Consider the following 24,762-nt stretch of genomic DNA (forward strand, 5'->3'; position numbering starts at 1 on the left):
CTTATTCGTGTAAATTTGCGTAATTTATGTTCGTCATGTTTGAAAAGATAACGGAACAGCCGTCTACCTATCATCACCTGGAGAAAATGAGCGTGGCGGAGCTGCTTCGTAATATAAATGCGGAAGACAGTATGGTGCCGGCTGCTGTGGAAAAGGTCATTCCCGATATCGAAAAGCTGGTGCTGGCCACGGTAGACAAAATGCTGGCCGGCGGAAGGCTTTTTTATATCGGCGCAGGCACCAGCGGACGCCTCGGTGTGGTGGATGCTTCGGAATGTCCGCCCACCTACGGGGTTCCGGCCGGTCTGGTGATCGGACTGATCGCCGGCGGGGAAACGGCCATCCGGCAATCCGTGGAATTTGCGGAGGACAGCCGGGAGCAGGGCTGGGAAGACCTGCAGGCTTACGGAGTTTCGGAAAAGGATGTGGTGGTGGGCATCGCCGCCAGCGGTACTACCCCTTACGTGATCGGGGCGCTGGAACAATGCCGCCGGCAAGGAATTGTCACGGGCTGCATCACCTGCAATCCCGGAGCGCCCGTTACTGAACATGCAGACCATCCGGTTGTTGTAGTGGTAGGACCCGAGATCATTACCGGCAGCACCCGGATGAAAAGCGGTACCGCTCAGAAGCTCGTGCTGAACATGCTGTCCACCTCCGTGATGGTACAGCTGGGCAGGGTGGAAGACAATAAGATGGTCAATATGCAGCTTAGCAATGAAAAGCTGGTGGACAGGGGGGTGAAGATGATCATGGAGCGGCTGCAGCTTACCGATTATGAAGGTGCCAAAAACCTGTTGCTGAAGTATGGTAGTGTAAAGCGGGCCGTGGAAGCCTATGCAGGATATTGAACCATATTACAACTGGCGCCATTTGTATGTTCCTGAAGAAGACGAGCTGTCGCCGTTTTATGGCAGCGAGCACAACGAATTTGCGTATTCCCAGACCGTATATAACTATTATATCCATCCCCAGTGGGATGATTTCGGCGCGCAAAATCTTTATCTAAAGGTGCTGTATGCAGACTACCAGCTGAACTTTGCGGTGATCGAGCTGATCGGCGAATGGAACGACTGTATCGAAAACGATATCATGACCCTCAAGCGGGAGGTGATCGATGATATGATCGCCAAGGGTATTTACAAGTTTATCCTCATCGGTGAAAATGTGCTGAACTTCCACAGTTCGGATGATTGCTATTACGAAGAATGGATCGAGGATATCCGGGACGAAGGAGGCTGGGTGGTGCTGCTGAACCTGCCGGAACATACGGCGCAGGAATTCCGTTCGGCCCATCTGGATCATTTTGTAAACTTCCTGGATAACGACCGCTGGCGTACCTATCTTCCGCATCATCTCTTCAACCTGGTGGACAACTGGATGCTGAGGCGGCTGCAGTAGTTGCGCCTTTCAGTTTTATCTTTACCTTTGTCCCGGCTCTTTGGTTTATTATCTGTGCAATGGACAGGACGGCCGTCGTCGCCGTCCTTTAAAAAGGAACCGTGTGGGAATCACGGGCTGTCGCGCAACTGTATGTTTCCGGTGAACGGGTAACCGTTCATCTCTGCCGGACAAAAAGGCCACTGTCGGTAGCGGTAATAACGCTGCTCCGTTGGGAAGGCCGTTCTGCAGCAGGAAACAAGCCAGGATACTTGCCCTTGCATAAAGACAAATGCTTTCGCGGAATAAAGCAATAGTCGGGCCTGCCTCTTTCCGATATGAACTACCGCTATCCACAGGAGACAGGAACAGGAAGCTGCGGGCGAAGTGTGTCCGCTGCAGACGTATTCCCCCCTTGCTATTTTCTTTTTTTCGCGTACATCCGGCATGCCGGGTTGAACGGGCATTTGTCTTTTCCGGTATAGAACCACCGGGCCGGCAGCGTCGCCGGTCCATGACAGGTCATTGTTATACCATAACCCAATACATACAATGCTCAAGAACAACCTCGGCTATCCCCGCATCGGGGCACAACGCCAACTGAAAAAAGCCTGCGAACAATACTGGGCCGGAAAGACCGGCCGCGAAGCGCTGTCCGGCGTAGCCCGGCAGCTGCAGGAAGAACACTGGAAGCTGCAGCTGCAGGCCGGCATAGACCTGATCCCCTGCAACGACTTCAGCTATTACGATCATGTGCTGGACATGTCGCTGCTGCTGGGCGCTATTCCGGAGCGCTATACGCCGGTGGTGACCGACGTAAAGGGAAATACGGAAACCGATCTTTACTTTGCCATGGCGCGCGGTTATCAGCGCGACGGCCTCGATATCACGGCCATGGAAATGACCAAGTGGTTTGATACCAACTATCATTATATCGTGCCGGAGTTTACCGCCGGACAGCAGTTTCGTCTTTTCTCCAACAAGGTATTCGACGCCTTCAGCGGCGCCCGCCAGGTGACGGGAAAAATACCCAAGCCGGTGCTGATCGGCCCTGTATCCTATCTGCTGCTGGGAAAAGAAAAGGAGGCCGGGTTCCGGAAGATCGACCTGATCAGCCGCCTGGTACCGGTATACGTAGAACTCCTGAACCGGCTGCAAAGCTACGGCGCCGGTTGGGTACAGCTGGATGAACCCTTTCTGGCCATGGACCTCGATGAAGCCGAAAAAGCCGCTTACGAGTATGCCTACCGCGAGATCAGCCGGTCCTGCAAAGGCATTAAAATACTGCTGACCACCTATTTTGAAGGTCTTCGCGAAAACGCTTCCCTGGCGGCCGGTCTGCCGGTAAGCGCCCTGCATATAGATCTGGTAAGGGCTCCGGAGCAGCTGGATGCCGTGCTGAAGACGATCCCCGGCTCCCTTTCGCTTTCCCTGGGCGTAGTAGACGGCCGGAACATCTGGAAAAACGACTATCGCTCATCCCTGGCGCTGATCGAAAAGACGGTAGCGGCCATCGGCAGCGAACGTACGATGATCGCTCCCAGCTGCTCGCTGCTGCATACCCCTTTTGACCTGGATCTGGAAACGGATATTCCCGGTGAAGTAAAAAACTGGATGGCCTTTGCCCGGCAAAAGCTGCAGGAGCTGGATGAGCTGTATCGCATTGCAGCAGGGGAGACGGCGCTCCTCGAAGCCAACCGCCTGGCCCGCGAGAGCCGCCGTGCCTCGGCGCGCATTCATAATCCGGCCGTAAAGGCGCGCATAGCCGCCATGAGCGAGGCAGATGCCCGGCGCCACAGCGGCTTTGACGTCCGCCAGCCGCTGCAGCACAAACGGTTCGGGCTTCCCCGCTTTCCCACGACCACCATCGGCTCCTTCCCCCAGACCGATGATATCCGCCGGCTGCGGGCCGCGCTGAAGAAAGGCCTGCTGACACCGGAGCAATATGATGCCGAGATCGAAAAAGCTACCGTGGAGGTGATCCGCTGGCAGGAGGAGGCCGGTCTGGATGTGCTGGTACACGGAGAATATGAGCGCAACGATATGGTGGAATATTTCGGGGAGCAGCTGGACGGCTTTTTATTTACCCGTAACGGATGGGTGCAGAGCTATGGCAGCCGCTGTGTGAAACCGCCGGTGATCTATGGCGATGTCAGCCGCCCGGGGGATATGACGGTGCGCTGGAGCCGCTTTGCCCAGTCGCATACGGAGCGGCCGGTGAAGGGCATGCTTACAGGGCCGGTCACCATCCTGCAGTGGTCTTTTGTACGCGACGATCAGTCCCGCCGGGAGACGACCAACCAGATCGCTTTTGCCATCCGGGATGAGGTGAACGCCCTGGAAAAAGCCGGCATCGGCATGATCCAGATCGATGAGCCGGCTATCCGCGAAGGATTGCCCCTGCGCCGGGAAGACCGGCAGAACTATCTGGAATGGGCCGTGAAGTCGTTCCGGATATCGGCAGCCGGCGTGCAGGATGAAACCCAGATACACACCCACATGTGCTACAGCGAATTCAACGACATCATCGAGCATATTGCGGCAATGGATGCCGATGTGATCACCATCGAAACCTCCCGTTCGCAGATGGAGCTGCTGGAAGCCTTTGCGGGTTTCCGCTATCCCAACGAGATCGGACCCGGCGTGTATGATATCCACTCTCCCCGCGTGCCTTCCGTGGCAGAGATGCTGGGTCTGCTGGAAAAAGCCGCCGCGCTGCTGCCCGCGGGCAATCTCTGGGTAAATCCGGACTGCGGATTGAAAACCCGGAAATGGCCGGAAACGGCGGCTGCGCTGGAAAACATGGTACAGGCCGCCCGCGAGGCAAGACGCAGGGTAGGCTCCGGCGTTGCATAAGCACATTTTCATTTTCCCCTCCCTCGTCGGCGGGCGGGAAAGAACCTGGGGGATGCCGGCCGGCCCGGCATCCCGTAAACGGTTCGGCTCAAAGTCCGGTCGATGATCTGCCGTCCTTCCAACCCGGGCTGATCCGGGCTTTATGCGTCCGCTTTCCCGGCCTCCGCAGAAATCAGCCCCAACATTACCAATTAACATGTAAATTTGTAACGGTTTTTGACAGATCGTTTTACTAACACATTTTATTTTATAAAATTTCAATATGAAGTGGGGTCAGTTCTTTACTTCCGCCATCGGCAAGAAGATCGTGATAGGGTTTACCGGTTTATTTCTCATTCTTTTCCTGATCGTTCACTGTAGCATCAACGCCTGTATTTTTGTTCCGGACCATGGTGAGACCTTTCTGAAGGTGGCTCATTTCATGGGGACCAACTGGATCATGCATATCCTGGAGGTAGGTCTTATCGCGGGTTTCGCGGTGCACATCATCCAGGCGCTGGCCCTGCAGTTCCAGAACCGGCGGAAACGGCCGGTGCGGTATGCGATGAACCGTGAAAGCCAGGTCACCAACTGGTATTCCCGCTCCATGGGTCTGCTGGGAACGCTGATCCTGATCTTCCTGATCATCCACTGGTCCAATTTCTGGATCCCCAACCGCAGCAACCAGATCCTGCACGGGGAAGAGCTCAACCTGTTTGAAAGAATGAAGGACACCTTCAGCCACGGCTGGCTGGTGATCGTTTATCTGGTCGGGGTAGTCTCCCTCTCTTTTCACCTGATGCACGGTTTTCAGAGCGCCTTCCGCACCTTCGGGATGAGCTCAAAAAAATATATCCCCATCGTAAGGGGTATCGGTACGGCCTTTTCGATCCTTGTGCCGCTGATCTTTGCGCTGATGCCGGTGCTGATGTACTTTAATGTGATTCGCTAAACGTTTTATTAATACCATTGTCCTTAAAAAGGAAGGAAGATTATGGAATTGGATGCTAAAATACCGGCAGGTCCCCTGGAAGAAAAATGGACCAAGTATAAAAGCACATGCCGGCTGGTGAACCCGGCCAACAAACGCCGGATAGAAGTAGTGGTGATCGGAACGGGTCTGGCCGGCGCTTCGGCTGCCGCTACCCTCGCCGAGCTGGGATACCAGGTAAAAGCATTCTGTTTCCAGGACAGCCCGCGCCGGGCGCACAGCATTGCGGCCCAGGGCGGCATCAACGCCGCCAAGAACTACCAGAACGACGGTGACTCCGTGTTTCGCCTTTTTTATGATACGGTGAAAGGCGGCGACTACCGCTCCCGGGAATCCAACGTATACCGGCTTTCGGAAGTGAGCGCCAATATCATCGATCAGTGCGTGGCCCAGGGTGTGCCCTTTGCCAGGGAGTACGGCGGTCTGCTGAGCAACCGCTCCTTCGGGGGCGTGCAGGTGCAAAGGACTTTTTATGCCGCGGGGCAAACCGGTCAGCAGCTGCTGCTCGGCGCCTATTCGGCCCTGGAACGGCAGGTGGCCCTGGGAAATGTAACCATGTATGCCCGTCATGAGATGCTGGACGTGGTGATGATCGACGGTAAGGCCCGCGGCATCATCGCCCGCAACCTTAAGACCGGCGGGCTGGAGCGCCACTTCGGCCATGCCGTGCTGCTCTGCACGGGGGGGTACGGAAACGTCTTTTACCTTTCTACCAATGCCATGGGCTCCAATGTGACGGCAGCCTGGAAGGCGCACAAGAAAGGCGCTTACTTTGCCAACCCCAGCTATACCCAGATCCATCCCACCTGCATACCGGTATCCGGCGACCATCAGTCCAAGCTCACCCTGATGTCTGAATCGCTGCGCAACGACGGCCGCATCTGGGTGCCCAAGCAGAAGGACGATCCCCGCAAACCCGGTGATATCCCCGAAGAGGAGCGCGATTATTACCTGGAAAGAAGATATCCGGCCTATGGCAACCTGGTACCGCGCGACGTGGCCTCCCGGGCTGCGAAAGAGCGCTGTGATGCCGGCTATGGCGTAGGACCTTCCAAGATGGCCGTATACCTGGATTATGCCTCGGCCATCATCCGCTACGGAAAGGCCGCCGCCCACAAGCAGCAGCTGCACGATCCTTCCGACGATACGATCCGCGAGCTGGGGAAAAAAGCAGTGAATGAGAAATACGGTAATCTCTTCGAGATGTATGAGAAGATCACCGGTGAAAATCCCTATGAAACCCCCATGCGCATCTATCCTGCGGTGCATTATACCATGGGCGGGCTATGGGTGGATTATGAGCTGATGACTACCGTGCCGGGCCTCTATGCCCTGGGCGAATGCAACTTCTCCGATCATGGAGCCAACCGCCTCGGCGCCTCCGCGCTCATGCAGGGGCTGGCGGATGGTTATTTTGTGATCCCCTATACCATCGGCAGCTATCTGGCCGACGAGATCCGCACCGCTCCCATCCCGACCGACCACCCCGCATTCGAAACGGCGGAAAAGCAGGTGCGGGACAAGCTGGAAAAGCTGATGAACATCCGCGGAAAACATTCCGTGGATCATTTTCATAAAGAGCTGGGCAAGATCATGTGGAACAAGTGCGGGATGGCCCGCAATGCGCAGGGGCTGAAGGAAGCCATCGAGGAGATCAGGGCCCTGCGGAAAGCTTTCTGGGAGGATGTACGCATACCGGGTGAAATGGATGAGCTGAACCCTGAGCTGGAGAAAGCCGGCCGGGTGGCCGACTTCCTGGAGCTGGGCGAGCTGGTATGCCGGGATGCCCTGCACCGCGAAGAAAGCTGCGGCGGCCATTTCCGGGAAGAGTATCAGACCGAAGAAGGAGAGGCCAAGCGCGACGATGAGCATTTCTGCTACGTGGGCGCCTGGGAGTATAAAGGGGACGAGGCCGTGGCCGAGCTGCACCGGGAGCCGCTGAATTACGAGGTGATGCATCCGACGCAGCGGAGCTACAAGTGATGATTTGGTAATTTGATGATTTGATGATGAGGAGATGAAGTGATTGGATATAATTGGTTTGACTTATGCAGACAAATAAGGAAAATCTGATCCTTTAACCATAGGAGTAACGATATGAACTTGAAACTAAAGGTCTGGAGACAAAAAAACGAAAGTGCCCGCGGCGGGTTCGAAACGTATGATGTACCGGGTATCTCGGAAGACATGTCTTTCCTGGAGATGTTTGATGTGCTGAACGAGCGGCTGATCAACGAAGGGAAAGAGCCGGTAGCCTTTGATCACGACTGCCGGGAAGGCATCTGCGGTGCCTGCTCCATGTATATCAACGGGCGGGCGCACGGCCCCAACCGGAGCACCACCACCTGCCAGCTGCATATGCGCTTTTTTAAGGACGGAGACACCATCGTGGTGGAGCCCTGGAGGGTAGGACCTTTTAAGGTGGTCAAGGACCTGGTGGTGGACCGGAGCTCGTTCGACCGGATCATCGAAGCCGGAGGATATATCTCTGTCAACACCGGTAATGCGGTCGACGCCAATGCTATTCCCGTGGAGAAAGATAAAGCGGATGCCGCTTTTGCCGCCGCTGCCTGTATCGGATGCGGGGCCTGCGCGGCAGCCTGCCCGAATGCATCTGCCATGCTGTTTGTATCCGCCAAAGTAACCCAGCTGGCGCTGCTGCCCCAGGGCGATCCCGAAAGACATTCCCGCGCGCTGAACATGGTGGCCCAGATGGATAAGGAAGGCTTTGGCAGCTGCACCAATATCGGAGCCTGTGAGGCCGAATGTCCGAAAGACATCGCCATCACCAATATCGCAAAGCTGAACAACGAATACCTGAAAGCCGGATTGACGACATAAGGATTCCGGACTTTGATCTCAAAGCCCGCTGGCCGGATGAATGATTATGTTGGTAAGGCGGCTATTCATCGCTTTGCAGACGTATGGGAGCAGGACTTTTGATCTGTTTCCAGTCCAGCCTCCGGAAACGGGCCACGGCAGCTTTTATATCGCTGAAGATCTCATAATCCGTCGCGCGCCGGACAAAAAGATAGGAGGGGCGGTACCAATACATGAACATGTCCAGCGAATCCCCTTTGAGGCCGGTAAGGATTTCCACCTGTCCGGGCCGTATCCGGGACTCCGTAAATTTTTGCTGCTCGTAGGCGGCATATTCTTTCTGGAAACGCCATTTTCGCTTCTGTCTGCCGCTGAAGGCATCATAAAGACCGGAAACGGGACTGAATACGGCGCCCAGGCCGTGCGTTTTTTGCTCATCCAGCACATCCCCGAAAAGATTCCTCCGCTGCGCCGAGTCCCGCGAATAGTCTATACGGCGGCCGCGGATCTCTACTTCCGCGAGATTGTAAGGATTTTTCCGGAGCTCGATATCGAGCCGCTGACGGGGAAAGAGGGAATTGATCTGTACGCTGTCTGCATAGTAGCCCAGGTACGAAAATACCAGCCAGCGCCCCGGCAGGGCCTGGATGGAATAATTGCCCGCACTGTCGGTGAGTGTGCCGTCTGAGGTGCCGCGCACATGTATGCTTGCCATCCGGAGCGGGGTTTTCGTGTCCTGGTCGCGGATGGTACCGATCAAGCTGACGGGCGACTGGGCGGCAGCCCGTTTTACAATCCCCCCCAGCGCCAGCACACAGATGATATAGGCAAGATAGCGGCGCATAATAAACCAGCTGTAAACATACGTATTTCGCTCATAATCATGAACAAGCCGGTGTTAAAATTCTCATAAAGGGGAAAGCGCATTTCAGGATAAAAAGGGGGAATGTAAAAGATTCAGATTTGCGTCAATATTTGTTCTGCTTCCTGAATAAGGCTTTCCAAATAGTCTTCTTTGATGATCCAGACAATCTGGTAATCGATGCCAAAATAATCGTGAACAATGCGATTCCTGAATCCCCGGACCCGATGCCAGTCAATCTGGTTAAATCTATCTTTGAAATCTTCAGGAAGCCGGTTCGCCGCCTCGCCTATGATCTCAAAATTGCGGATTACTGCATCTATAGTTTTGTCATCAGCAATAAAGCTTTCGTAAGTAAGACCATGGGTATACTTCACTATTTTATGCGCACATTCCAGGATATCCTCCAATAAAAGCCGGGGAATTCTTTTAGACATAGATGATCTCGGGTTGAATAGCGCTAAAATATTTTTTTTTCATACCCCTGGCAGAAATTAAGTCCACTTTATGCTGGAACCGCCTTTCCAGCTCGTTTGCGAGATCAACAAATTCAATCCCTACGGGCTTGTAGAAATCTACAATAATGTCAATATCACTTTCCGGGCCGAAGTCTCCTCTTGCCATAGACCCAAATAAGCCGATTGAGGCAATGGGATATTTCATGCTCAGTTCGGGTTTGAGCTTCATAAGGAGTGTCTTGACGGTTTCCGTATTCATATATGCAAATATAAAAAATAAAAGCTGAGCTTGCTTTTCCGGTGATCCGAGACTGTTTCCTGGTTTTCGCAGCTATTCTTCGTTATTCAGCGTCCAGAAGGCCGGAAACCCCTAATTTTGGAGCGATCAAGTACCGTCTGTATATGAAAAGATACCCTTTCCTGCCCCTCCTGCTGATCGGGGCCTTATTGCTGCCCTGCTCCCTGCTGCTGGCCTGGGGCCGGTGGGGACATCAGCATATCGACCGGGCCGCCATATTTGCCCTTCCGGAGGGGATGCGGGCCTTCTTTTTCAATCATGCCGACTTCATTACCGAAGAATCCGTCCTGCCCGATGTGCGGAAATATACGATCAACGACCGGGCGGAACCGGACCGGCATTATATCGATCTGGAAGCCTATGGCAAAGACCCCTTCAAAACGCTGCCCCACGACTGGACGGCGGCAAAAAAGAAGTACGGTGAGAAAATGCTGCATAAGAACGGTATCCTGCCCTGGTATGTTCCAGAAATGATGGAAAAGCTGACCCGCGCCTTCCGGGAACGGGACAAAAGCAATATCCTGTTTATTGCCGCCGATCTGGGCCATTATCTCGGGGACGCCACCCAGCCGCTGCATACCACGCTGAACTACGACGGGCAGCTGAGCGATCAGAAAGGGATCCATGCCTTTTTCGAATCCCAGCTGCCGGAACGGTTTGGCGCTGCATATAACTTCCATGTGTCCCCGGCCCGGTATCTCGACGATCCCGTCAAAGAAATCTGGAATATACTGCAGGAAAGTCATGCGCTCGTCGATACCGTATTGCTGGCGGAAAAGCGGCTGGCTGCGCAATTTCCCGCTTCGCGGAAATATGTAACGGATGCTTCCGGTAAGCCGGTAAAAAATAGCTACGGGCAGCCCGTGCACAGCCTTGAATACGCAAAGGCGTACCACGACGCCCTGCAGGGCGCCATTGAAAAGCTGCTGAGACGGGCCGTGCAGGCCACCGCCGACTATTGGTATACGGCCTGGGTAAATGCGGGTAAGCCCCGGCTTGACAGTCTGGATGCCGCCGCATTGACAGCGAGAAACAAGCGTTTTCTGAAAAAGGAGTACCGGCGCTGGCAAAAGCAAGGCAAGCTTTGGGGCCTGCATGCCGGAGCGGAGTTCTGAGATCGTTAGCCTTACCTACTGGTCTCCTAAAGGGTGAAGGCGAAAGGCGGAAGGTCTTTTGTGGCCATTGGCCAGTAGTCAAGGGTATCTCATCATGACTATTGACCAATGACCCGTGACTATCTATTGCAGCACAAAGCGGATGGGCATGTGGTATTCCACGCTGACGGCGGTCCCGTTCTGACGGCCGGGTTTCCAGTGCGGCATTTCCTGTACTACACGGATGGCCTCTTCTTCCAGCCCCCCGCCCAGCGGCGCATTGTGGGTGCCGATGTTGCTGATGCTGCCGTCTGCCCCTACGATGAACGATACCAGCACATTGCCGCTGATATGTGCTTTCCGGGCCGCTTGCGGATACCGGATATGATCACGAAGGTATTTCATCATTTCCCCTTTTCCGCCGGGAAACTGCGGCATCTGTTCCACAAAGGTAAATACTCCGTTCGCGGGATGCTTCGCCGGAGCGGCCTCCTGGCTTTGCGCCGTATCCGGAGCGGCATAGCCCACTACCACCACATTGCTGACATCCACTGCCTGCCGGTTCAGCATTACGGTCAGGTGCGTATGGCCTTTTACCGCGAGGGTCTGGCCCGCATAACCCACCCGGGTGAATCGTAAAAGGCTGTTTTCAGATACATCCGGAAGGGTAAAGGTGCCGTTCTTGGCCGTAACGGTCCCCCGGGTGTCGCCCAGGATCATCACAGTGACCCCGGCGAGGGCATTGCCCTCGTCGTCTGCCACTTTTCCGCTGATCAGGATGCCGGCTGTCCGGCCGCCTTTCAGCGCTTCCAGACTGTGCTGCATGTTGTCCCGCAGGGCAAAGGCCGAGGCGGAGATGCCCAGCAAAAGGGCAAACAGGGGTAGGGAAAGCGCGTACTTCCGCCGCGCGGTTTTCCCGGATTTTGTTTTCTGTAGCATAATCAATCGGTTTTTGAGTTGGGAAGGACTGGAGAAAGTATGCAAAAGCGCTACCGGCAGATCAAAGGACTGCGCAGCAAGCAGGTGGGCGTAAGCCTGTTTGCTGTAAGCGCGGGTAACCGTTTCGTCGGCAGTATATTCATGTACCAGCCTCAGGGCGCGCTGGTAGAGATAAACCACGGGATTGAACCAGCAAGCTGTTTTTACCAGCTCCAGCAGCAGGTTGTCCAGGCTGTGACGTTGCCGGATATGCACCGCTTCGTGGGCGCTCACCAGCGGGGAGACATCGGCCGGCGCAAAAAGATAACGCCAGAAAGAAAAGACCGCGCTGCCTTTCCCGGTAAAGACATGTATGCAGATCTCCCCCCGTTCCCGGGGATGGGAATGTATCATCCGGAAGGTGCGACAGACCTTGTAAAGCAGCAGGGCGCCGGAAACCAGCACGCCGGCCAGATAGAAGAGTACCAGCAGAGAGAACGGGTTAAAGGCCGGCTGCGCCGCCGGAACCGGGTGCGCTGCAAGGGGCAGAGTGGCCGTGGTGAAGGAAGCGATCATCCGGACGGGCGCTGCCGCCGGACTGTCCGGAAAGACCGGTCCGGCCAGCCGTAAAAAGGGCAGCAGGGCGGAGCAGGCGATTCCGCCCAGCAGAAACCACCGGTGAAAGACAAAGAAGGTGTCTTTCCGGAAGAGCAGCTGGTACAGGAAAAAGAACAGCAGCAGGTACAGGTTGAACTGTGCCAGATAGATGAAGTAGCTCATGATTCCTCTTTTTTAAAGTCCCGCAGCAACTTGATGATCTCGTCGGCTTCCTGCACATCAATCTTCTTTTTATCCACAAAAAACGACACGAGGCTGCCGACCGAGTTGTCGAAATAATGCTGCAAAAGTTTTTTGGCCGTGTGGCTGCGGTAAGCTTCCCGGCTGACCAGCGGAAAATATTCGTGTGTTTTTCCATAGGCCCTGTAGCCGGCGTATCCCTTCTGTACCAGTATCCGCACGATGGTGGAAACCGTGCTGTAAGCCGGCTTGGGAGGAGGAAGCCGTTGCAGGATATCCTTTACAAAACCCTTCCGGATATCCCAGAGGATCTGCATGATCTGTTCTTCCGCGCGGGTGAGTTCTTTACCGTTGATGTCCATGGCCTGTGTTTTTATCAAATGTATAACTAAATATTTAACTGAACAACTAATTTTTTAGCTGAAGTAAATGACCGGAACAGTTTTTCGTTAAAATGCCCTTGGCCCTTGGTTGTTTACCTTTTGCCTTGCTTTTCGTCTTTTTCTCTTCGACTTTACCGTTTACCTTTGGCCTTTTCAATCCATGCACACCCCGCTTCCCGCACATAAGGTTTTTGCAGCGATGAACAGGCTGGGCGCTGCGGGTACGCCTTTCTTTTTCCTGCTGGACTTTTCCCTGACCAGTGGTATGGCGCTTCCGCTTTCGGAGATAGACGACGCTGAAATACGCTATATGCTGCCGGGAAAAACCAACGCTTCCCGGCCCCCGGCTGATCCGCCTCCGTTTTTCCTGAAAAAAGATCCGCCTTCTTTTGCGGATTACCGGCTGAAATTTGACCGGGTCAGGGCGGCCATACAGGCCGGGGACACTTACCTGCTGAACCTTACCGCGGAAACGCCCGTTGAAACCAATTATACCCTCGAAGAATTGTTCCGTTACGGGAAGGCGAAATACAAATTATGGCTGCGCGACCGCTTTGTGCATTTTTCTCCGGAGCCTTTTGTAAAGATCCGCGACGGGCGTATTTTTTCCTGTCCCATGAAGGGTACCATCGATGCCGGCCAGCCTGATGCTATGGAAAAGATACTGGCCGATCCCAAGGAAGAGGCGGAGCAGTACATTATTGTAGACCTCATCCGCAACGATCTTTCGCGGGTAGCGAGGGAGGTCCGGGTGGAGGACTTCCGGTATGTAGAGCGGGTACAGACCCACCGGCAGGAACTGCTGCAGGTGAGCTCGCGTATCGGGGGACGGCTGATGGAATCTTATGCCCGGGCCTTTGGCGATCTTTTTGCCGCCCTGCTGCCGGCCGGCTCCGTCAGCGGAGCACCAAAGCCCAGAACGCTGGAGCTTATCCGTTCGATCGAGGGATACGACCGCGGCTTTTATACCGGCGTATGGGGCATTTACGACGGCGCCGGGCTGGACAGCTGCGTCATCATCCGCTACCTGGAGCAGACGCCCGCAGGGTTGGTGTTCCGCAGCGGGGGCGGCATCACCTCGGGCAGCGTGGCAGAAAAGGAATTTTTAGAACTGACCGATAAAATATATGTGCCGGTTTATTGAAAGCATCCGCTGGAAGAATGAAGAAATGCCTTTGCTGTCCTGGCATGAGCAGCGCTTTGCCCGTACACAGGAGGCCGTATGGGAGCGAACGCAGCACCCTTCGCTGGATATCCTCATCCGCAGCCGGCGGCATGCTGTTGTGCTGCAGCCGGATGTCCTATACAAATGCCGGGTCGTATATGGGCGGACGGATGTTCAGATAAGCTGGGCGCCTTATCAGAAACGGATCATCCGGCGGCTGCAGCCCGTAACCGCAGACAAGCTGGATTATGCCTTCAAGTATGCCGAACGCGGGGCGCTGGACGGGCTCCGTGCCGGATGGCCGGAAGATACCGAGCCCCTCATCATACGGCGGGGGCTCATCACCGATACAACATTCAGTAACCTGGCTTTTTTTGACGGAGCGCATTGGCTGACGCCCGCCGAACCGCTGCTGCCGGGTGTGCGGCGGGCGAGTCTGCTGGCTGCAGGAGTGCTGAAGACGGCTATGCTTACGCCTGCTTCGCTGAAGTCTTTCACCCGGGTAAGACTGCTGAATGCGATGATGGAATGGGAGGAGAGCTGGGAATTGCCGGCCGGCGGGATCTTTTAGCGCCCGTTTAGATCAGCTTTCTTCTTTCCAGGGCGCTGCGGAGGGCGGCGGGAGTAGTAAAAAGCTCGGCATCCAGTCCCGCCTGTTGGGCTGCTGTAATGTTGCGCAGATTGTCGTCGGTAAAAAATGTTTTTTCCGGTATCAGATGGTACCGGTCCAGCAGCAGCTGGTAAAACAGGGGGAAAGGCTTGCGGGTCTTTTCTGCACCCGATACCACGATGCCGTCAAACCAATGCAGGAAATCATACCGGTCGTAGGCGATGGGAAAGGTTTCCGCCGACCAGTTGGTCAGCGCGTACAGGGGATGATCCCCTTGTTCCTTCAGTGTGCTGAGAATGGCGATGGTATCTTCGAAGGGCTCCCCCAGCATTTCTTCCCAGCGGCCGTAATAGGCGCGTATCGCCTTTTCGTAATGCGGATAGCGGCCCACCAGCAGCTCGGTGCCTTCCCGGACCGAACGGCCTTCATCCTGCTGCTCGTTCCAGTCCGGTGTGCAGACTTCGTTAAGAAAATAGCGCATCTCCTTTTCGTCGGAGAAGATCTTCCGGTACAGGTATTCCGGATCCCAGTTGACCAGTACGCCACCCAGGTCAAATACGATGGCTTGCCGAGCTGATGATGTCATAAATTTTTCCGTTCTTGCCTGTGTCAGAACAGGCCGCCTTTGCGCATGCTGATATTTCCGTTGCCTATCTTATAGCCTTCGTGATAGATCTCCACTTTGTAATCTCCGGGCTTGAATTCCACATCCTGTTTCCAGTCGATGCTTACCGCCTGTTTTTCTCCGGTCACGTAGTCGATGGTTTTCTGTGCGGTAAAAAGCTTTTCCGTACCGTCTGCCAGCGTAAAGCGGCCGGAGCCCAGGGATTCTACCGCCAGCGGCGAGCCGTCGGGAGCGGTCACGCACACATAGATTACCTTTTGACCCGAATCGGCGATGCGGTTCTCGTCGATATCAAAGGATATCCGCATCATATCCGCCCGGGTGGCCTTGCTGGTCTCCACCTCCCGGCCGTTCTTCCGGAGGTGCATGGGGACGATACGGATGTTGGAAGCATGTAAAACGGATCCCAGCTGTACCTCCTGGTTCAGCTGCTGGTTTTGCAGGGATACGGTATCATAGTTCCGGCGGATGGAATCGCGCTGGGTGACCAGGACGATCTTTTCGCCCTGCAGCTTTTCTATTTCCGACTTATAGCCTTCTATCCGGGAGTTGAGACGGGCGATCAGCGTTTGTGCTTCCTTGAGCTCGGCCGCGCTGGCATTGCTCTTGTTGAGGATGCTCTGGATGCGCGCCTTCATGTCGGCGATCTCCTTGTTCTTGGTATGGATCAGGCTGTCGTTTACCGAAGTCAGCTGGTCCAGCCGGGCCAGTGCTGCCTGATATTGCTCCTGCACTACATTTTTGCTGGAATCGGTGGTGGTGACCTGCGTTTGCAGGGTCTCGACCTTCTGGTTGGACCGGGATTTATCCCATATCAGGTATCCCCAGGTACCCGCCAGGGCCACGATAAGTATCCCGTAAAGGAGACCCCGGTTTCCACCGCGGGGTTTTTCCGGGGTCGGTTCGGGAGGAACCGGGTTGGGTGTTTCGAAGCTGTTGGACTCGGTCATGATAAGCAGATTTTTATCTATGGAAAAAGGCACGGCGCCCATACAGATATTACCGGGTACCGCGTAATCCGGTGCGAAATAAATGATTTTTAGATAAAAGTAAAAACATATAGGTGAACATGCCGGGTGCCTGCGTTTCCGGTCCTGCCTTTTCTGAAAGGAATGATTTTCAGCAACTTTCGACCCCAAACAGGCAAACGGCCCCGAGAATTTTGCAAAAACTGCGCCAGATTCCTTTCGGGTAGCCCGGGAGGCGTCCCCGGTCTGTCCGGTGGGGGCGGCGGGCAAGACCGGGTTTTTCCGCTAACCGCAATTGCTTTAGTTTCGTGGTCCCGCGAGCGCGATTGCGGAGAAAATATACCCTTGTTCATGAGCTATGAAGTAATCATCCGGGAGCTGGAAGCCCGGAAATTCAAACCCGTATACCTGCTGGAAGGGGAGGAGGATTTTTTTATCGACCAGGTGGCCCGTTATCTCGAGCACGAGGTGCTTTCGGACGCGGAGAAAGAGTTTAACCTCACGGTCTTCTATGGCAAAGACGCCGCCTGGAGCGATGTGGTGAATGCCTGCCGGCGCTATCCCATGTTTGCCGAACGGCAGGTGGTCATGATAAAGGAAGCCCAGGCCATGCGCGACATCGGGAAGCTGGAGGTATACCTCGAAAAGCCGCTGAACAGCACCCTGCTGGTGCTGGTGCATAAGCAGGGCAAGCTGGATGGCCGCACCCGGGTGGCGGGCCTGATCAAAAAGAAGGGAACGGTGCTGACCACTAAAAAGCTGTACGACAACCAGCTGCCCGCCTGGATACAGGGTTATGTAAAGCAGCGGGGGATGCAGCTGACGGACAAGGCCGTGCTGCTGCTGGCGGATCATATCGGCAACGACCTGTCCCGCATGGCCAATGAGCTGGATAAGCTGCTGATCAATGTACGCGGCAAAGACAGGCTGGACGAAAATGATATCGAGCAGTATGTAGGGATCAGCAAGGAATACAATTCCTTTGAGCTGCAGTCGGCCATCGCCCGGCGCGACCTGCCGGGAGCGATAAAGATCATCGCTTATTTTGACGCCAATCCCAAGGCGGCTTCCATCCTGATGATCATACCGCTGCTCCATTCCTTTTTCAGCAAGCTTTACCTGCTGCTTACCCAGACGGCCGGTTCGCAGGTATCGTTGAGCTCGCTGGGCGTTCCCCCGCGGTTTCAGGCTGAATATACCCGCTCGGCCCAGGCCTACGGGCGGGAAGGCGTTGAGCGTGCCATCCTGCTGCTGCATACCTATAACCTTCGCAAGATAGGTATAGACGATGCCGGTTACAGCGATGCCGAGCTGCTGAAAGAGCTGGTGTTCAGGATCGTGATGATTTGATAATTACTCCATCATCAAATCAACAAATCTCCAAATCATCGAATCAACATCTCCCGTGCGGTCTGTGCATCCTGCTCTATCTGCCGGACCAGCGCCTCCGCATTTTCGAATTTCAGCTCGGGACGTATAAAGTCGCACAGGCTGACGGTGAGCATGCGGTCGTAGATATCGGCGCTGAAATCAAAGATATGTACTTCCACACGCAGGTCCGTGCCGTTGAAAGTGGGGCGGTAGCCGATGCTCATCACCGCGGGAAGCCAGGAAGATGCCTCCGGGAGGGCGGATCCGTCGCCGCCTGCAGGATCCAGCCGGGCCCGCACGGCATAGATGCCGCTGCCGGGGATCAGCTTCCGCTTGTCGGCGGGGCGGATGTTGGCGGTGGGATAACCCAGCTCCCTTCCCCGCCGGTCACCGTGAACGACGGTGCCGGACAGGAAGTAGTCGTAGCCCAGGAGCTCGTTGGCCAGGGCGACGTGGCCCGCCTCAAGATGCTCCCGTATCTTGGTGGAGCTGACAGTCAGATGATGTACCACCTGCGGCGGGATCTCCACCACCCGGAATCCGTACCGCGCCTCGACTTCCCGGAGCAATCCGATATTGCCCTGCCGTTGGTGCCCGAAATGATGATCGTAGCCGATGATGATGCGGTAAGGGCAGAAGCGGCGGACCAGGAAATCCTCGATATAGGCGGCAGCCGGCTGAGATGAAAAAGCGTTCGTAAAAGGTACGATCACCAGGTGGTCCACGCCCTGCTGTTCCAGCAGCCGGATTTTCTCATCCAGGGTGTTGAGCAGGTGCAGGTCGTTGTTACCGGGAAAGAGCACCTCCCGGGGATGGGGCTCAAAGGTGATGATCACGCTTTCGCCGTTACAGGCGGCGGCGGTTTCCCGCAGCTGACGGATAACCTGCCGGTGCCCGCAGTGTACGCCGTCAAAAGTACCGATCGTCAGCACGGCGCGCTGAAAGGCAGGCAGGTGATCCAGGTCGCGGTGAACCAGCATGGAAGGTTGTCTTTTATGGCTATTGAGGTGTGCAAAGCTACGTTTTAGGACAGAATAACCCAAGTAGCGCACGGCAGGTCCCGGCCAGACCTGTAAAGAAAAGTTAAATATGAAAGCGGGCTTTGAAAAACCAGCTAAAAGACATAAATTAGAATTTGCATTTCATATCAGACGTTCACGGCGTAAACCGGCATGTATGTCACACAGCTACCCTCTTTTTTTCATCGTCACTAACTTCTAAATGCTTGAGCTATGAACACACGGATTAACACGGTGCATTTTGATGCAGATGCAAAACTGATTGACCACGTTAATAAGCGGCTGGACAAGCTTCCGGTTTTTCATGACCGGATTACGGGAGTGGAGGTGTATTTGAAACTGGACAATATCGCCCACCAGATTAAGGATAAAATTGCCGAAATAAAAGTATACGTACCTCATCATCAATTCTTTGTAAAACACGAATCCAAATCTTTCGAAGAATCCTTCGACCTGGCCTTCGACTCCCTGGTCACCCGGATGAAGCGCCAGAAGGAAAAGGTGCAGCAAAACTAAGCAGACTGACCGGGTAACCGGCTTTCGCTGTCCCGTTTCCTGCCGGGGAAGGGGCCGGGATACTTTTTTCCGGTCCTTCTAAGAATATTTTGCTTTATTGGCTTACTTTACTACCTTTGCCTTCCCAAAAAATCGGGGGGTATTCGTGTATCCGTTAAGTTCTTGTTTTTACGGCAGGAAATTTTTTGCCAGCATAGCTCAGTTGGCCAGAGCAGCTGATTTGTAATCAGCTGGTCGGGGGTTCGAATCCCTCTGCTGGCTCCGGAAAAATTCCCGGAAAGGAGCACTGGGAGAATGATCGTTATCATGTGCTGCGGCGTTGCCGCAAGGCGGCTCACACCGGAGCCCGCACAGGATCCGGATGTAATCAGGGCAGGTACCAGAGTGGCCAAATGGGGCGGACTGTAAATCCGCTGTCTTTCGACTTCAGTGGTTCGAATCCACTCCTGCCCACCCATCTGTAAGTGGCTTATTTGAAATTTCAGATTTTCAGATCGGACACCTCAAATGGTTTTTTTGCGGGAGTAGCTCAGTTGGTAGAGCGACAGCCTTCCAAGCTGTAGGTCGCGGGTTCGAACCTCGTCTCCCGCTCTTTTTAAAGTCTGAAGTTTGAGATTTGAAGTTTCTGGTTTGAAGTTCCATTCCGGACGGATTGCCGGAAACGGGGAGCCGGAAATCAGAAACCGGAGACTACTGACGAATGACTAAAAAAAGCCGTTGTAGCTCAGTGGTAGAGCACTTCCTTGGTAAGGAAGAGGTCGTGAGTTCAATTCTCATCAACGGCTCGGCTTTGTGTGTATTACTTTTCATATAAAATTTAAAAACAGTTCAAACATCTCTTTTAAAATCCAATAACAATGGCAAAAGAAACCTTTAAACGGGATAAACCCCATGTTAACATCGGCACTATCGGCCACGTAGACCACGGTAAGACTACCCTGACCGCTGCCATTCTTCAGGTACTTTCTGATAAAGGGCTGGCACAGAAAAAAGGATATGATGAGATTGATGCTGCCCCCGAAGAAAAAGAACGTGGTATTACCATCAATACGGCTCACGTGGAATATCAGACCGATAGCCGCCACTATGCCCATGTGGACTGCCCCGGTCACGCTGACTATGTGAAGAACATGATCACCGGTGCCGCCCAGATGGACGGTGCTATCCTGGTAGTGGCCGCTACTGATGGCCCGATGCCGCAGACCCGCGAGCACATCCTGCTGGCCCGTCAGGTAGGCGTACCCCGTATCGTGGTATTTATGAACAAGGTTGACCTGGTGGATGACCCCGAGCTGCTGGAACTGGTGGAAATCGAAATCCGCGAGCTGCTCTCCAAGAACGGTTTTGACGGCGACAATACCCCGATCATCAAGGGTTCTGCTACCGGTGCTCTCGCCGGCGATGCAAAATGGGTAGGTGCCGTGAGCGAACTGATGAATGCAGTGGACAGCTACGTTCCTCTGCCTACCCGTCCGATCGATCAGCCCTTCCTGATGTCTGTGGAAGACGTGTTCTCCATTACCGGCCGCGGTACCGTGGCTACCGGCCGTATCGAAAGAGGTAAGGTAAAGGTGGGCGATAACGTGGAAATCATTGGTTTGATCCCCGAATCGCTCAAATCCACCTGTACCGGTGTGGAAATGTTCAAGAAGATCCTGGACGAGGGAGAAGCCGGCGACAACGCAGGCCTGCTGCTGCGCGGTATAGAAAAGAAAGATATCCGCCGCGGGATGGTAATCTGTCATCCGGGCACCATTACCCCGCATACCGAATTCAAATGTGAAGTATACGTGCTGAGCAAGGAAGAAGGCGGCCGTCATACCCCCTTCTTCAACAAATACCGTCCCCAGTTCTACTTCCGTACCACGGACGTAACCGGCGAAGTAAAGCTGCCCGACGGTGTGGAAATGGTGATGCCCGGCGATAACGTATCGCTGGAGGTGACCCTGATCGCCCCCATCGCTATGGACAAAGGTCTGAAATTTGCCATCCGCGAAGGCGGCCGTACAGTTGGCGCCGGACAGGTTACCGAGATCATTAAATAAATAGTTATCTTTGCCATTGGTCATTAGTCATTGATTAGCGGCCCCGGTCACGCCCCAGGCGGGACCGGCTGGCTGCCGTCAATGACCAATGACATTTTGGTATACGGGTGTAGCTCAATTGGTAGAGTACCGGTCTCCAAAACCGATGGTTGGGGGTTCGAGTCCCTCCTCCCGTGCAGCGGTCCGCACGAGCGGAATGCAGGTGCTGCCCGCCCGCCCCTCCGGGCAGGACGACGGCAAATCATAAATCGATTACGACGGTGAACAAGATCAAGCATTATATTCAGGAATCGTACCACGAAATGGTGCACAAGGTGTCCTGGCCCAGCTGGGAACAACTGCAATCTTCGACCATGATTGTGTTGATTGCCACGATTATCGTGACCATCCTGGTATGGATCATGGATCTGTGTTCGAACTCCGTACTGGAAAACTATTATAAATTTTTCGTATAATGGAAGCGGCAGTAACCCCAAACGAAGAGACGAAATGGTATGTGCTGCGCGTGGTGAGCGGCAAAGAGAAAAAAGTAAAGGAATATCTCGATATCGATATCCGCCGTTCCGGCTGGGGGGAAGCGATCACCCAGGTGTTCGTGCCCATGGAAAAGGTCTATAAGGTACAGTCCGGCAAAAAGGTGATGCGCGAACGCAATTTTTATCCCGGGTATATCATGATGGAAGTGGTGGAAGGAAAGCTTACCGACGAGATGGTATCCCATATCAACAATACAACCAACGTCATTCATTTCCTCGGTAAAGACAAGCCCATCGCCCTCCGCCGGGCAGAGGTGAACAAAATGCTCGGCAAGGTGGATGAGATGAGCGATGAGGAAGTGACCATGAGCGAACCCTTTATCGTGGGAGAGACCATCAAGATCATCGACGGACCGTTCAACGACTTTAACGGGGTGATCGAAGACGTCAATGAAGAAAAGAAAAAGCTGAAGGTGACCGTAAAGATATTTGGCCGGGCTACCCCCGTGGAGCTCAACTTCATGCAGGTGGAGAAGCTGTCCTGAGCTCGTTTCCGGGTTTCTGGCTTCTCCGGTTCTGGTTTGAGATTTGAAGTTTACTTCGTTCCAAAGTCTTTAAGGATCTCCGTGAAGACTTCGCCTTTCGGGTTCCCGGTAGCGCTTCGTATTTCCGGCCCGGGTTTTTCCCGGTTTTTGGCGGTCCCGACGGAGCATTTCAGCCGGGAGGGAGGCCATACAAAAATTCTTCCAGAAAAGCACGTCCCCGAAAGAAAATTTTCCACATTTCGGAATATATTACCTACCTTTGCACTCCTTTATTTATTTTATCACCTATCTTGGAAGTAATGTCCCCGGACAGTACGCTAACACCAAGAAAATCAGTTTCAATGGCAAAAGAGATTGCAGGTTACGTCAAATTGCAGGTAAAAGGCGGACAAGCCAACCCTGCTCCCCCCATCGGACCGGCACTTGGTTCTAAAGGGGTGAATATCATGGAGTTCTGCAAGCAATTCAATGCGCGGACCCAGGATAAGATGGGCAAAGTACTGCCCGTAATATTAACGGTGTACTCCGACAAATCGTTTGACTTCGTCATCAAAACGCCTCCGGCCCCGGTTCAGCTGCTGGAAGTTTCCAAGCTCAAAGGCGGCTCCAAAGAGCCCAACCGGACCAAAGTCGGCAAGGTGACCTGGGAACAGGTTGAAGCGATCGCCAAGGACAAAATGGCCGATCTGAACTGCTTTACCGTGGAAAGCGCCATGAAAATGGTCGCCGGCACAGCGCGAAGCATGGGCATAACCGTAGAAGGAGATGCTCCTTGGGTAAAGTAAGTCTTTCAACTTATTAAAAACAGGAAACGATGGCAACAAAAAAGAGAAAAACCGCGGACGCCCAGGTGGATAAAAACAAACAATACAGCCTGCAGGATGCCGCCACGCTTGTTAAAGATATCAATTGTACAAAGTTCGATAGCTCTGTAGATCTTCATATACGGCTGGGTGTGGATCCCAAAAAGGCCGACCAGGCCATCCGCGGATCGGTGACCCTGCCGCATGGTACGGGTAAGACCAAACGGGTGCTGGTGCTTTGCAACCCCGATAAAGAGGCCGAAGCGCAGCAGGCCGGCGCCGACTATGTCGGGCTGGACGAATATATCCAGAAGATCGAAGGCGGCTGGACGGATGTGGATGTGATCATCGCTGTTCCCGCCGTGATGCCGAAGATCGGCCGGCTGGGCAAGATACTGGGTCCCCGCAACCTGATGCCCAACCCGAAAACGGGCACCGTCACCAACGACGTGTCTGCCGCGGTGAACGACGTGAAAGGCGGAAAGATCACCTTCAAGGTGGACAAGGCCGGCATTATCCATGCCTCCGTGGGCCGTGTATCCTTCCCTCCGGAAAAGATACAGCAGAACTCACAGGAGCTGATCAATGCCATTGTACGGCTGAAACCGGTGACCGCAAAGGGCACCTATCTGAAAGGCGTTTCCATGGCCAGCACCATGAGTCCGGGAATAGCCATTGATACTAAATCCGTTCAAAACTAAGCGTATCATGACGAAGACACAGAAAAACGAAGCCATAGAACTGCTGAAGGATAAGTTCTCTCAATATAATAACTTCTACCTCACCGACTCCTCCTCGCTCAGCGTGGCCCAGATCAACAAACTGAGAAGGGTATGCTTTGAAAAACAGGTGGAAATGAAGGTGGCGAAGAACAGCCTGGTGCAAAAAGCGCTCGAGGCCCTGAACAGCGATAAATATGCCGGCGTGTACGAAGCCCTCCACGGCCAGACCGCCATCATGTTTTCCGAAAACCCGAAAGAGCCGGCTGTGATCATCAGCGCCTTCCGCAAGGATACCAACGGGGAACGCCCTGTGCTGAAAGCTGCCTTTATCGATACGGACGTATTCGTGGGCGACGAACAGCTTACCGCGCTGAGCCAGCTGAAGACCAAGAACGAGCTGATCGGCGAAATCATCGGTCTGCTGCAGTCTCCGGCCCAGAACGTGGTCAGCGCCCTGCAGTCCGGCGGCAACAAGCTGGCCGGCTTGCTCAAGACACTGGAGGAAAGAGCCCAGTAACCCGCTTTTTTAAAAACGGCTTCCAAGTCCCAACATACACAAAATTGTAAAACATTCTTAAAATTCATTCAAAAATGGCTGACTTAAAAGCATTTGCTGAACAACTCGTAAGCTTGTCCGTTAAAGAAGTAAACGAGTTAGCACAGATTCTGAAAGAAGAATATGGTATTGAACCGGCCGCTGCCGCTCCCGTAATGGTAGCCGGAGGCGCTGCTGCAGGCGGTGGTGCCGCTGCTGAAGAAAAAACCTCCTTTAACGTAGTGCTGAAAGCTGCCGGACCCAACAAGCTGAACGTGGTGAAGGTAGTAAAAGAGCTGACCGGACTGGGGCTGAAAGAAGCCAAAGAACTGGTTGACGGTGCTCCCAAGCCCGTTAAGGAAGGGGTTGCCAAGGCAGAAGCCGACGACCTGGTTGCCAAGCTGAAAGAAGCCGGCGCCGAGGTAGAAGTACAGTAAGCTTTTTCGGAATACTTATTACAGGTCAAAAGTGTCCGCACTTTTGACCTTTCCCCCTTTTTATACGAGTCTTAATTTCGAACGCTGA

At 54.1% G+C, this 24,762-nt stretch carries 26 protein-coding genes, 5 tRNA genes and 1 riboswitch; of the genes, 23 read left to right on the plus strand and 8 right to left on the minus strand.

Annotated elements, in window-relative coordinates:
• Positions 1-26 precede the first annotated feature (26 nt).
• The 6 genes from murQ (at position 27) to ABD851_RS03730 (ending at position 8,047) form a co-directional block, all read left to right on the plus strand.
• Positions 27-851 (plus strand): N-acetylmuramic acid 6-phosphate etherase, encoded by an 825-nt coding sequence (murQ, locus tag ABD851_RS03705; protein ID WP_344975533.1) that lies wholly within the window; start codon positions 27-29, stop codon positions 849-851.
• On the plus strand, positions 838-1,401 hold the full coding sequence (locus tag ABD851_RS03710) for a hypothetical protein (RefSeq protein ID WP_344975536.1): 564 nt from the start codon (positions 838-840) through the stop codon (positions 1,399-1,401). The genes murQ and ABD851_RS03710 overlap by 14 nt, the downstream gene beginning before the upstream one ends.
• 43 nt (positions 1,402-1,444) lie before the next feature.
• A riboswitch (cobalamin riboswitch) is annotated at positions 1,445-1,674 on the plus strand.
• Positions 1,675-1,932: 258 nt separating this feature from the next.
• Positions 1,933-4,236 carry a 5-methyltetrahydropteroyltriglutamate--homocysteine S-methyltransferase gene (gene metE, locus ABD851_RS03715; protein ID WP_344975539.1) on the plus strand — a complete coding sequence of 768 codons (2,304 nt, stop codon included), beginning with the start codon at positions 1,933-1,935 and terminating at the stop codon, positions 4,234-4,236.
• A gap of 262 nt (positions 4,237-4,498) precedes the next feature.
• On the plus strand, positions 4,499-5,167 hold the full coding sequence (locus ABD851_RS03720) for a succinate dehydrogenase cytochrome b subunit (RefSeq protein WP_344975542.1): 669 nt from the start codon (positions 4,499-4,501) through the stop codon (positions 5,165-5,167).
• 42 nt (positions 5,168-5,209) lie between these two features.
• A complete protein-coding gene (locus tag ABD851_RS03725) occupies positions 5,210-7,189 on the plus strand; it encodes a fumarate reductase/succinate dehydrogenase flavoprotein subunit (protein ID WP_344975545.1) in 1,980 nt (659 codons plus the stop codon).
• Between the two features lie 114 nt (positions 7,190-7,303).
• Positions 7,304-8,047, plus strand: coding sequence for a succinate dehydrogenase/fumarate reductase iron-sulfur subunit (locus tag ABD851_RS03730; protein WP_344975548.1), 744 nt, complete (start codon positions 7,304-7,306; stop codon positions 8,045-8,047).
• A gap of 61 nt (positions 8,048-8,108) precedes the next feature.
• On the opposite strand, the gene ABD851_RS03735 is transcribed toward ABD851_RS03730, so the two are convergent.
• The 3 genes from ABD851_RS03735 to ABD851_RS03745 form a co-directional block, all read right to left on the minus strand.
• Complete coding sequence (locus tag ABD851_RS03735; RefSeq protein WP_344975551.1) at positions 8,109-8,870, minus strand: carboxypeptidase-like regulatory domain-containing protein; 762 nt, start codon at positions 8,868-8,870, stop codon at positions 8,109-8,111.
• 113 nt (positions 8,871-8,983) lie between these two features.
• Positions 8,984-9,325, minus strand: coding sequence for a HepT-like ribonuclease domain-containing protein (locus ABD851_RS03740; RefSeq protein WP_344975554.1), 342 nt, complete (start codon positions 9,323-9,325; stop codon positions 8,984-8,986).
• Positions 9,318-9,575 carry a nucleotidyltransferase family protein gene (locus tag ABD851_RS03745; protein WP_344975557.1) on the minus strand — a complete coding sequence of 86 codons (258 nt, stop codon included), beginning with the start codon at positions 9,573-9,575 and terminating at the stop codon, positions 9,318-9,320. Before ABD851_RS03745 ends, ABD851_RS03740 begins: the two co-directional genes overlap by 8 nt.
• Positions 9,576-9,748: 173 nt before the next feature.
• Here ABD851_RS03745 and ABD851_RS03750 point away from each other — a divergent pair, with 173 nt between their 5' ends.
• Positions 9,749-10,759, plus strand: coding sequence for a zinc dependent phospholipase C family protein (locus ABD851_RS03750; RefSeq protein ID WP_344975560.1), 1,011 nt, complete (start codon positions 9,749-9,751; stop codon positions 10,757-10,759).
• A gap of 123 nt (positions 10,760-10,882) precedes the next feature.
• Here the strand turns inward: ABD851_RS03750 and ABD851_RS03755 are convergent, their stop codons facing one another.
• Positions 10,883-12,436: a TonB family protein gene (locus tag ABD851_RS03755; protein ID WP_344975563.1), complete on the minus strand. Its 1,554-nt coding sequence runs from the start codon at positions 12,434-12,436 to the stop codon at positions 10,883-10,885.
• A complete protein-coding gene (locus ABD851_RS03760; protein ID WP_344975566.1) occupies positions 12,433-12,834 on the minus strand; it encodes a BlaI/MecI/CopY family transcriptional regulator in 402 nt (133 codons plus the stop codon). Before ABD851_RS03760 ends, ABD851_RS03755 begins: the two co-directional genes overlap by 4 nt.
• 163 nt (positions 12,835-12,997) lie before the next feature.
• Between ABD851_RS03760 and ABD851_RS03765 the strand changes: the two genes are divergently transcribed.
• Both ABD851_RS03765 and ABD851_RS03770 read left to right on the plus strand, forming a co-directional pair.
• Positions 12,998-13,981 carry an aminodeoxychorismate synthase component I gene (locus ABD851_RS03765; RefSeq protein WP_344975569.1) on the plus strand — a complete coding sequence of 328 codons (984 nt, stop codon included), beginning with the start codon at positions 12,998-13,000 and terminating at the stop codon, positions 13,979-13,981.
• Complete coding sequence (locus ABD851_RS03770; RefSeq protein WP_344975572.1) at positions 13,965-14,573, plus strand: aminotransferase class IV; 609 nt, start codon at positions 13,965-13,967, stop codon at positions 14,571-14,573. Before ABD851_RS03765 ends, ABD851_RS03770 begins: the two co-directional genes overlap by 17 nt.
• 7 nt (positions 14,574-14,580) lie before the next feature.
• Here ABD851_RS03770 and ABD851_RS03775 read toward each other — a convergent pair whose 3' ends face one another.
• Together ABD851_RS03775 and ABD851_RS03780 are read right to left on the minus strand one after the other, a co-directional pair.
• On the minus strand, positions 14,581-15,198 hold the full coding sequence (locus ABD851_RS03775; protein ID WP_344975575.1) for an HAD family hydrolase: 618 nt from the start codon (positions 15,196-15,198) through the stop codon (positions 14,581-14,583).
• Between the two features lie 23 nt (positions 15,199-15,221).
• Positions 15,222-16,187 (minus strand): hypothetical protein, encoded by a 966-nt coding sequence (locus ABD851_RS03780; RefSeq protein WP_344975578.1) that lies wholly within the window; start codon positions 16,185-16,187, stop codon positions 15,222-15,224.
• A 369-nt stretch (positions 16,188-16,556) separates the two neighbouring features.
• Here ABD851_RS03780 and holA point away from each other — a divergent pair, with 369 nt between their 5' ends.
• Positions 16,557-17,555, plus strand: a complete 999-nt coding sequence (holA, locus tag ABD851_RS03785) for a DNA polymerase III subunit delta (RefSeq protein WP_344975581.1) — start codon at positions 16,557-16,559, stop codon at positions 17,553-17,555.
• Between the two features lie 35 nt (positions 17,556-17,590).
• Here the strand turns inward: holA and ABD851_RS03790 are convergent, their stop codons facing one another.
• Positions 17,591-18,556: a bifunctional riboflavin kinase/FAD synthetase gene (locus ABD851_RS03790; protein ID WP_344975584.1), complete on the minus strand. Its 966-nt coding sequence runs from the start codon at positions 18,554-18,556 to the stop codon at positions 17,591-17,593.
• A 252-nt stretch (positions 18,557-18,808) separates the two neighbouring features.
• Between ABD851_RS03790 and ABD851_RS03795 the strand changes: the two genes are divergently transcribed.
• The 13 genes from ABD851_RS03795 (at position 18,809) to rplL (ending at position 24,674) form a co-directional block, all read left to right on the plus strand.
• Entirely contained in the window at positions 18,809-19,111 is a 303-nt protein-coding gene (locus tag ABD851_RS03795) for an HPF/RaiA family ribosome-associated protein (RefSeq protein WP_344975587.1), read from the plus strand.
• A gap of 187 nt (positions 19,112-19,298) precedes the next feature.
• Positions 19,299-19,372, plus strand: a tRNA-Thr gene (locus ABD851_RS03800).
• A 109-nt stretch (positions 19,373-19,481) separates the two neighbouring features.
• Positions 19,482-19,564: transfer RNA gene (locus ABD851_RS03805), tRNA-Tyr, on the plus strand.
• Between the two features lie 65 nt (positions 19,565-19,629).
• Positions 19,630-19,702, plus strand: a tRNA-Gly gene (locus tag ABD851_RS03810).
• Between the two features lie 122 nt (positions 19,703-19,824).
• A tRNA-Thr gene (locus ABD851_RS03815) sits at positions 19,825-19,896 on the plus strand.
• A 72-nt stretch (positions 19,897-19,968) separates the two neighbouring features.
• A complete protein-coding gene (tuf, locus tag ABD851_RS03820) occupies positions 19,969-21,156 on the plus strand; it encodes an elongation factor Tu (RefSeq protein ID WP_344975590.1) in 1,188 nt (395 codons plus the stop codon).
• Between the two features lie 103 nt (positions 21,157-21,259).
• Positions 21,260-21,332 (plus strand) — tRNA-Trp (locus tag ABD851_RS03825).
• Between the two features lie 84 nt (positions 21,333-21,416).
• A complete protein-coding gene (gene secE / locus ABD851_RS03830; RefSeq protein WP_344975593.1) occupies positions 21,417-21,611 on the plus strand; it encodes a preprotein translocase subunit SecE in 195 nt (64 codons plus the stop codon).
• A complete protein-coding gene (nusG, locus tag ABD851_RS03835) occupies positions 21,611-22,177 on the plus strand; it encodes a transcription termination/antitermination protein NusG (protein WP_344975596.1) in 567 nt (188 codons plus the stop codon). Before secE ends, nusG begins: the two co-directional genes overlap by 1 nt.
• Before the next feature lie 341 nt (positions 22,178-22,518).
• The gene (gene rplK / locus ABD851_RS03840) at positions 22,519-22,962 is read left to right on the plus strand and encodes a 50S ribosomal protein L11 (protein ID WP_344975600.1); all 444 of its coding nucleotides are present in this window, start codon (positions 22,519-22,521) and stop codon (positions 22,960-22,962) included.
• A gap of 29 nt (positions 22,963-22,991) precedes the next feature.
• Positions 22,992-23,681: a 50S ribosomal protein L1 gene (gene rplA / locus ABD851_RS03845; RefSeq protein ID WP_344975603.1), complete on the plus strand. Its 690-nt coding sequence runs from the start codon at positions 22,992-22,994 to the stop codon at positions 23,679-23,681.
• Between the two features lie 7 nt (positions 23,682-23,688).
• Entirely contained in the window at positions 23,689-24,219 is a 531-nt protein-coding gene (gene rplJ / locus ABD851_RS03850) for a 50S ribosomal protein L10 (protein ID WP_344975606.1), read from the plus strand.
• 74 nt (positions 24,220-24,293) lie between these two features.
• Entirely contained in the window at positions 24,294-24,674 is a 381-nt protein-coding gene (gene rplL / locus ABD851_RS03855) for a 50S ribosomal protein L7/L12 (RefSeq protein ID WP_344975609.1), read from the plus strand.
• Positions 24,675-24,762: the final 88 nt, after the last annotated feature.

Source organism: Compostibacter hankyongensis (genome assembly GCF_039541075.1).
GTDB lineage: Bacteria > Bacteroidota > Bacteroidia > Chitinophagales > Chitinophagaceae > Compostibacter > Compostibacter hankyongensis.

What these genes read in the sequence shown, in the direction of transcription:
- murQ (WP_344975533.1), top strand. Translation starts at nt 27, where the DNA reads ATGTTCGTCATGTTTGAAAAGATAACGGAACAGCCGTCTACCTATCAT.
- ABD851_RS03710 (WP_344975536.1), top strand. Translation starts at nt 838, where the DNA reads ATGCAGGATATTGAACCATATTACAACTGGCGCCATTTGTATGTTCCT.
- metE (WP_344975539.1), top strand. Translation starts at nt 1,933, where the DNA reads ATGCTCAAGAACAACCTCGGCTATCCCCGCATCGGGGCACAACGCCAA.
- ABD851_RS03720 (WP_344975542.1), top strand. Translation starts at nt 4,499, where the DNA reads ATGAAGTGGGGTCAGTTCTTTACTTCCGCCATCGGCAAGAAGATCGTG.
- ABD851_RS03725 (WP_344975545.1), top strand. Translation starts at nt 5,210, where the DNA reads ATGGAATTGGATGCTAAAATACCGGCAGGTCCCCTGGAAGAAAAATGG.
- ABD851_RS03730 (WP_344975548.1), top strand. Translation starts at nt 7,304, where the DNA reads ATGAACTTGAAACTAAAGGTCTGGAGACAAAAAAACGAAAGTGCCCGC.
- ABD851_RS03735 (WP_344975551.1), bottom strand. Translation starts at nt 8,870, where the DNA reads ATGCGCCGCTATCTTGCCTATATCATCTGTGTGCTGGCGCTGGGGGGG.
- ABD851_RS03740 (WP_344975554.1), bottom strand. Translation starts at nt 9,325, where the DNA reads ATGTCTAAAAGAATTCCCCGGCTTTTATTGGAGGATATCCTGGAATGT.
- ABD851_RS03745 (WP_344975557.1), bottom strand. Translation starts at nt 9,575, where the DNA reads ATGAAGCTCAAACCCGAACTGAGCATGAAATATCCCATTGCCTCAATC.
- ABD851_RS03750 (WP_344975560.1), top strand. Translation starts at nt 9,749, where the DNA reads ATGAAAAGATACCCTTTCCTGCCCCTCCTGCTGATCGGGGCCTTATTG.
- ABD851_RS03755 (WP_344975563.1), bottom strand. Translation starts at nt 12,436, where the DNA reads ATGAGCTACTTCATCTATCTGGCACAGTTCAACCTGTACCTGCTGCTG.
- ABD851_RS03765 (WP_344975569.1), top strand. Translation starts at nt 12,998, where the DNA reads ATGCACACCCCGCTTCCCGCACATAAGGTTTTTGCAGCGATGAACAGG.
- ABD851_RS03770 (WP_344975572.1), top strand. Translation starts at nt 13,965, where the DNA reads ATGTGCCGGTTTATTGAAAGCATCCGCTGGAAGAATGAAGAAATGCCT.
- ABD851_RS03775 (WP_344975575.1), bottom strand. Translation starts at nt 15,198, where the DNA reads ATGACATCATCAGCTCGGCAAGCCATCGTATTTGACCTGGGTGGCGTA.
- ABD851_RS03780 (WP_344975578.1), bottom strand. Translation starts at nt 16,187, where the DNA reads ATGACCGAGTCCAACAGCTTCGAAACACCCAACCCGGTTCCTCCCGAA.
- holA (WP_344975581.1), top strand. Translation starts at nt 16,557, where the DNA reads ATGAGCTATGAAGTAATCATCCGGGAGCTGGAAGCCCGGAAATTCAAA.
- ABD851_RS03790 (WP_344975584.1), bottom strand. Translation starts at nt 18,556, where the DNA reads ATGCTGGTTCACCGCGACCTGGATCACCTGCCTGCCTTTCAGCGCGCC.
- ABD851_RS03795 (WP_344975587.1), top strand. Translation starts at nt 18,809, where the DNA reads ATGAACACACGGATTAACACGGTGCATTTTGATGCAGATGCAAAACTG.
- tuf (WP_344975590.1), top strand. Translation starts at nt 19,969, where the DNA reads ATGGCAAAAGAAACCTTTAAACGGGATAAACCCCATGTTAACATCGGC.
- nusG (WP_344975596.1), top strand. Translation starts at nt 21,611, where the DNA reads ATGGAAGCGGCAGTAACCCCAAACGAAGAGACGAAATGGTATGTGCTG.
- rplK (WP_344975600.1), top strand. Translation starts at nt 22,519, where the DNA reads ATGGCAAAAGAGATTGCAGGTTACGTCAAATTGCAGGTAAAAGGCGGA.
- rplA (WP_344975603.1), top strand. Translation starts at nt 22,992, where the DNA reads ATGGCAACAAAAAAGAGAAAAACCGCGGACGCCCAGGTGGATAAAAAC.
- rplJ (WP_344975606.1), top strand. Translation starts at nt 23,689, where the DNA reads ATGACGAAGACACAGAAAAACGAAGCCATAGAACTGCTGAAGGATAAG.
- rplL (WP_344975609.1), top strand. Translation starts at nt 24,294, where the DNA reads ATGGCTGACTTAAAAGCATTTGCTGAACAACTCGTAAGCTTGTCCGTT.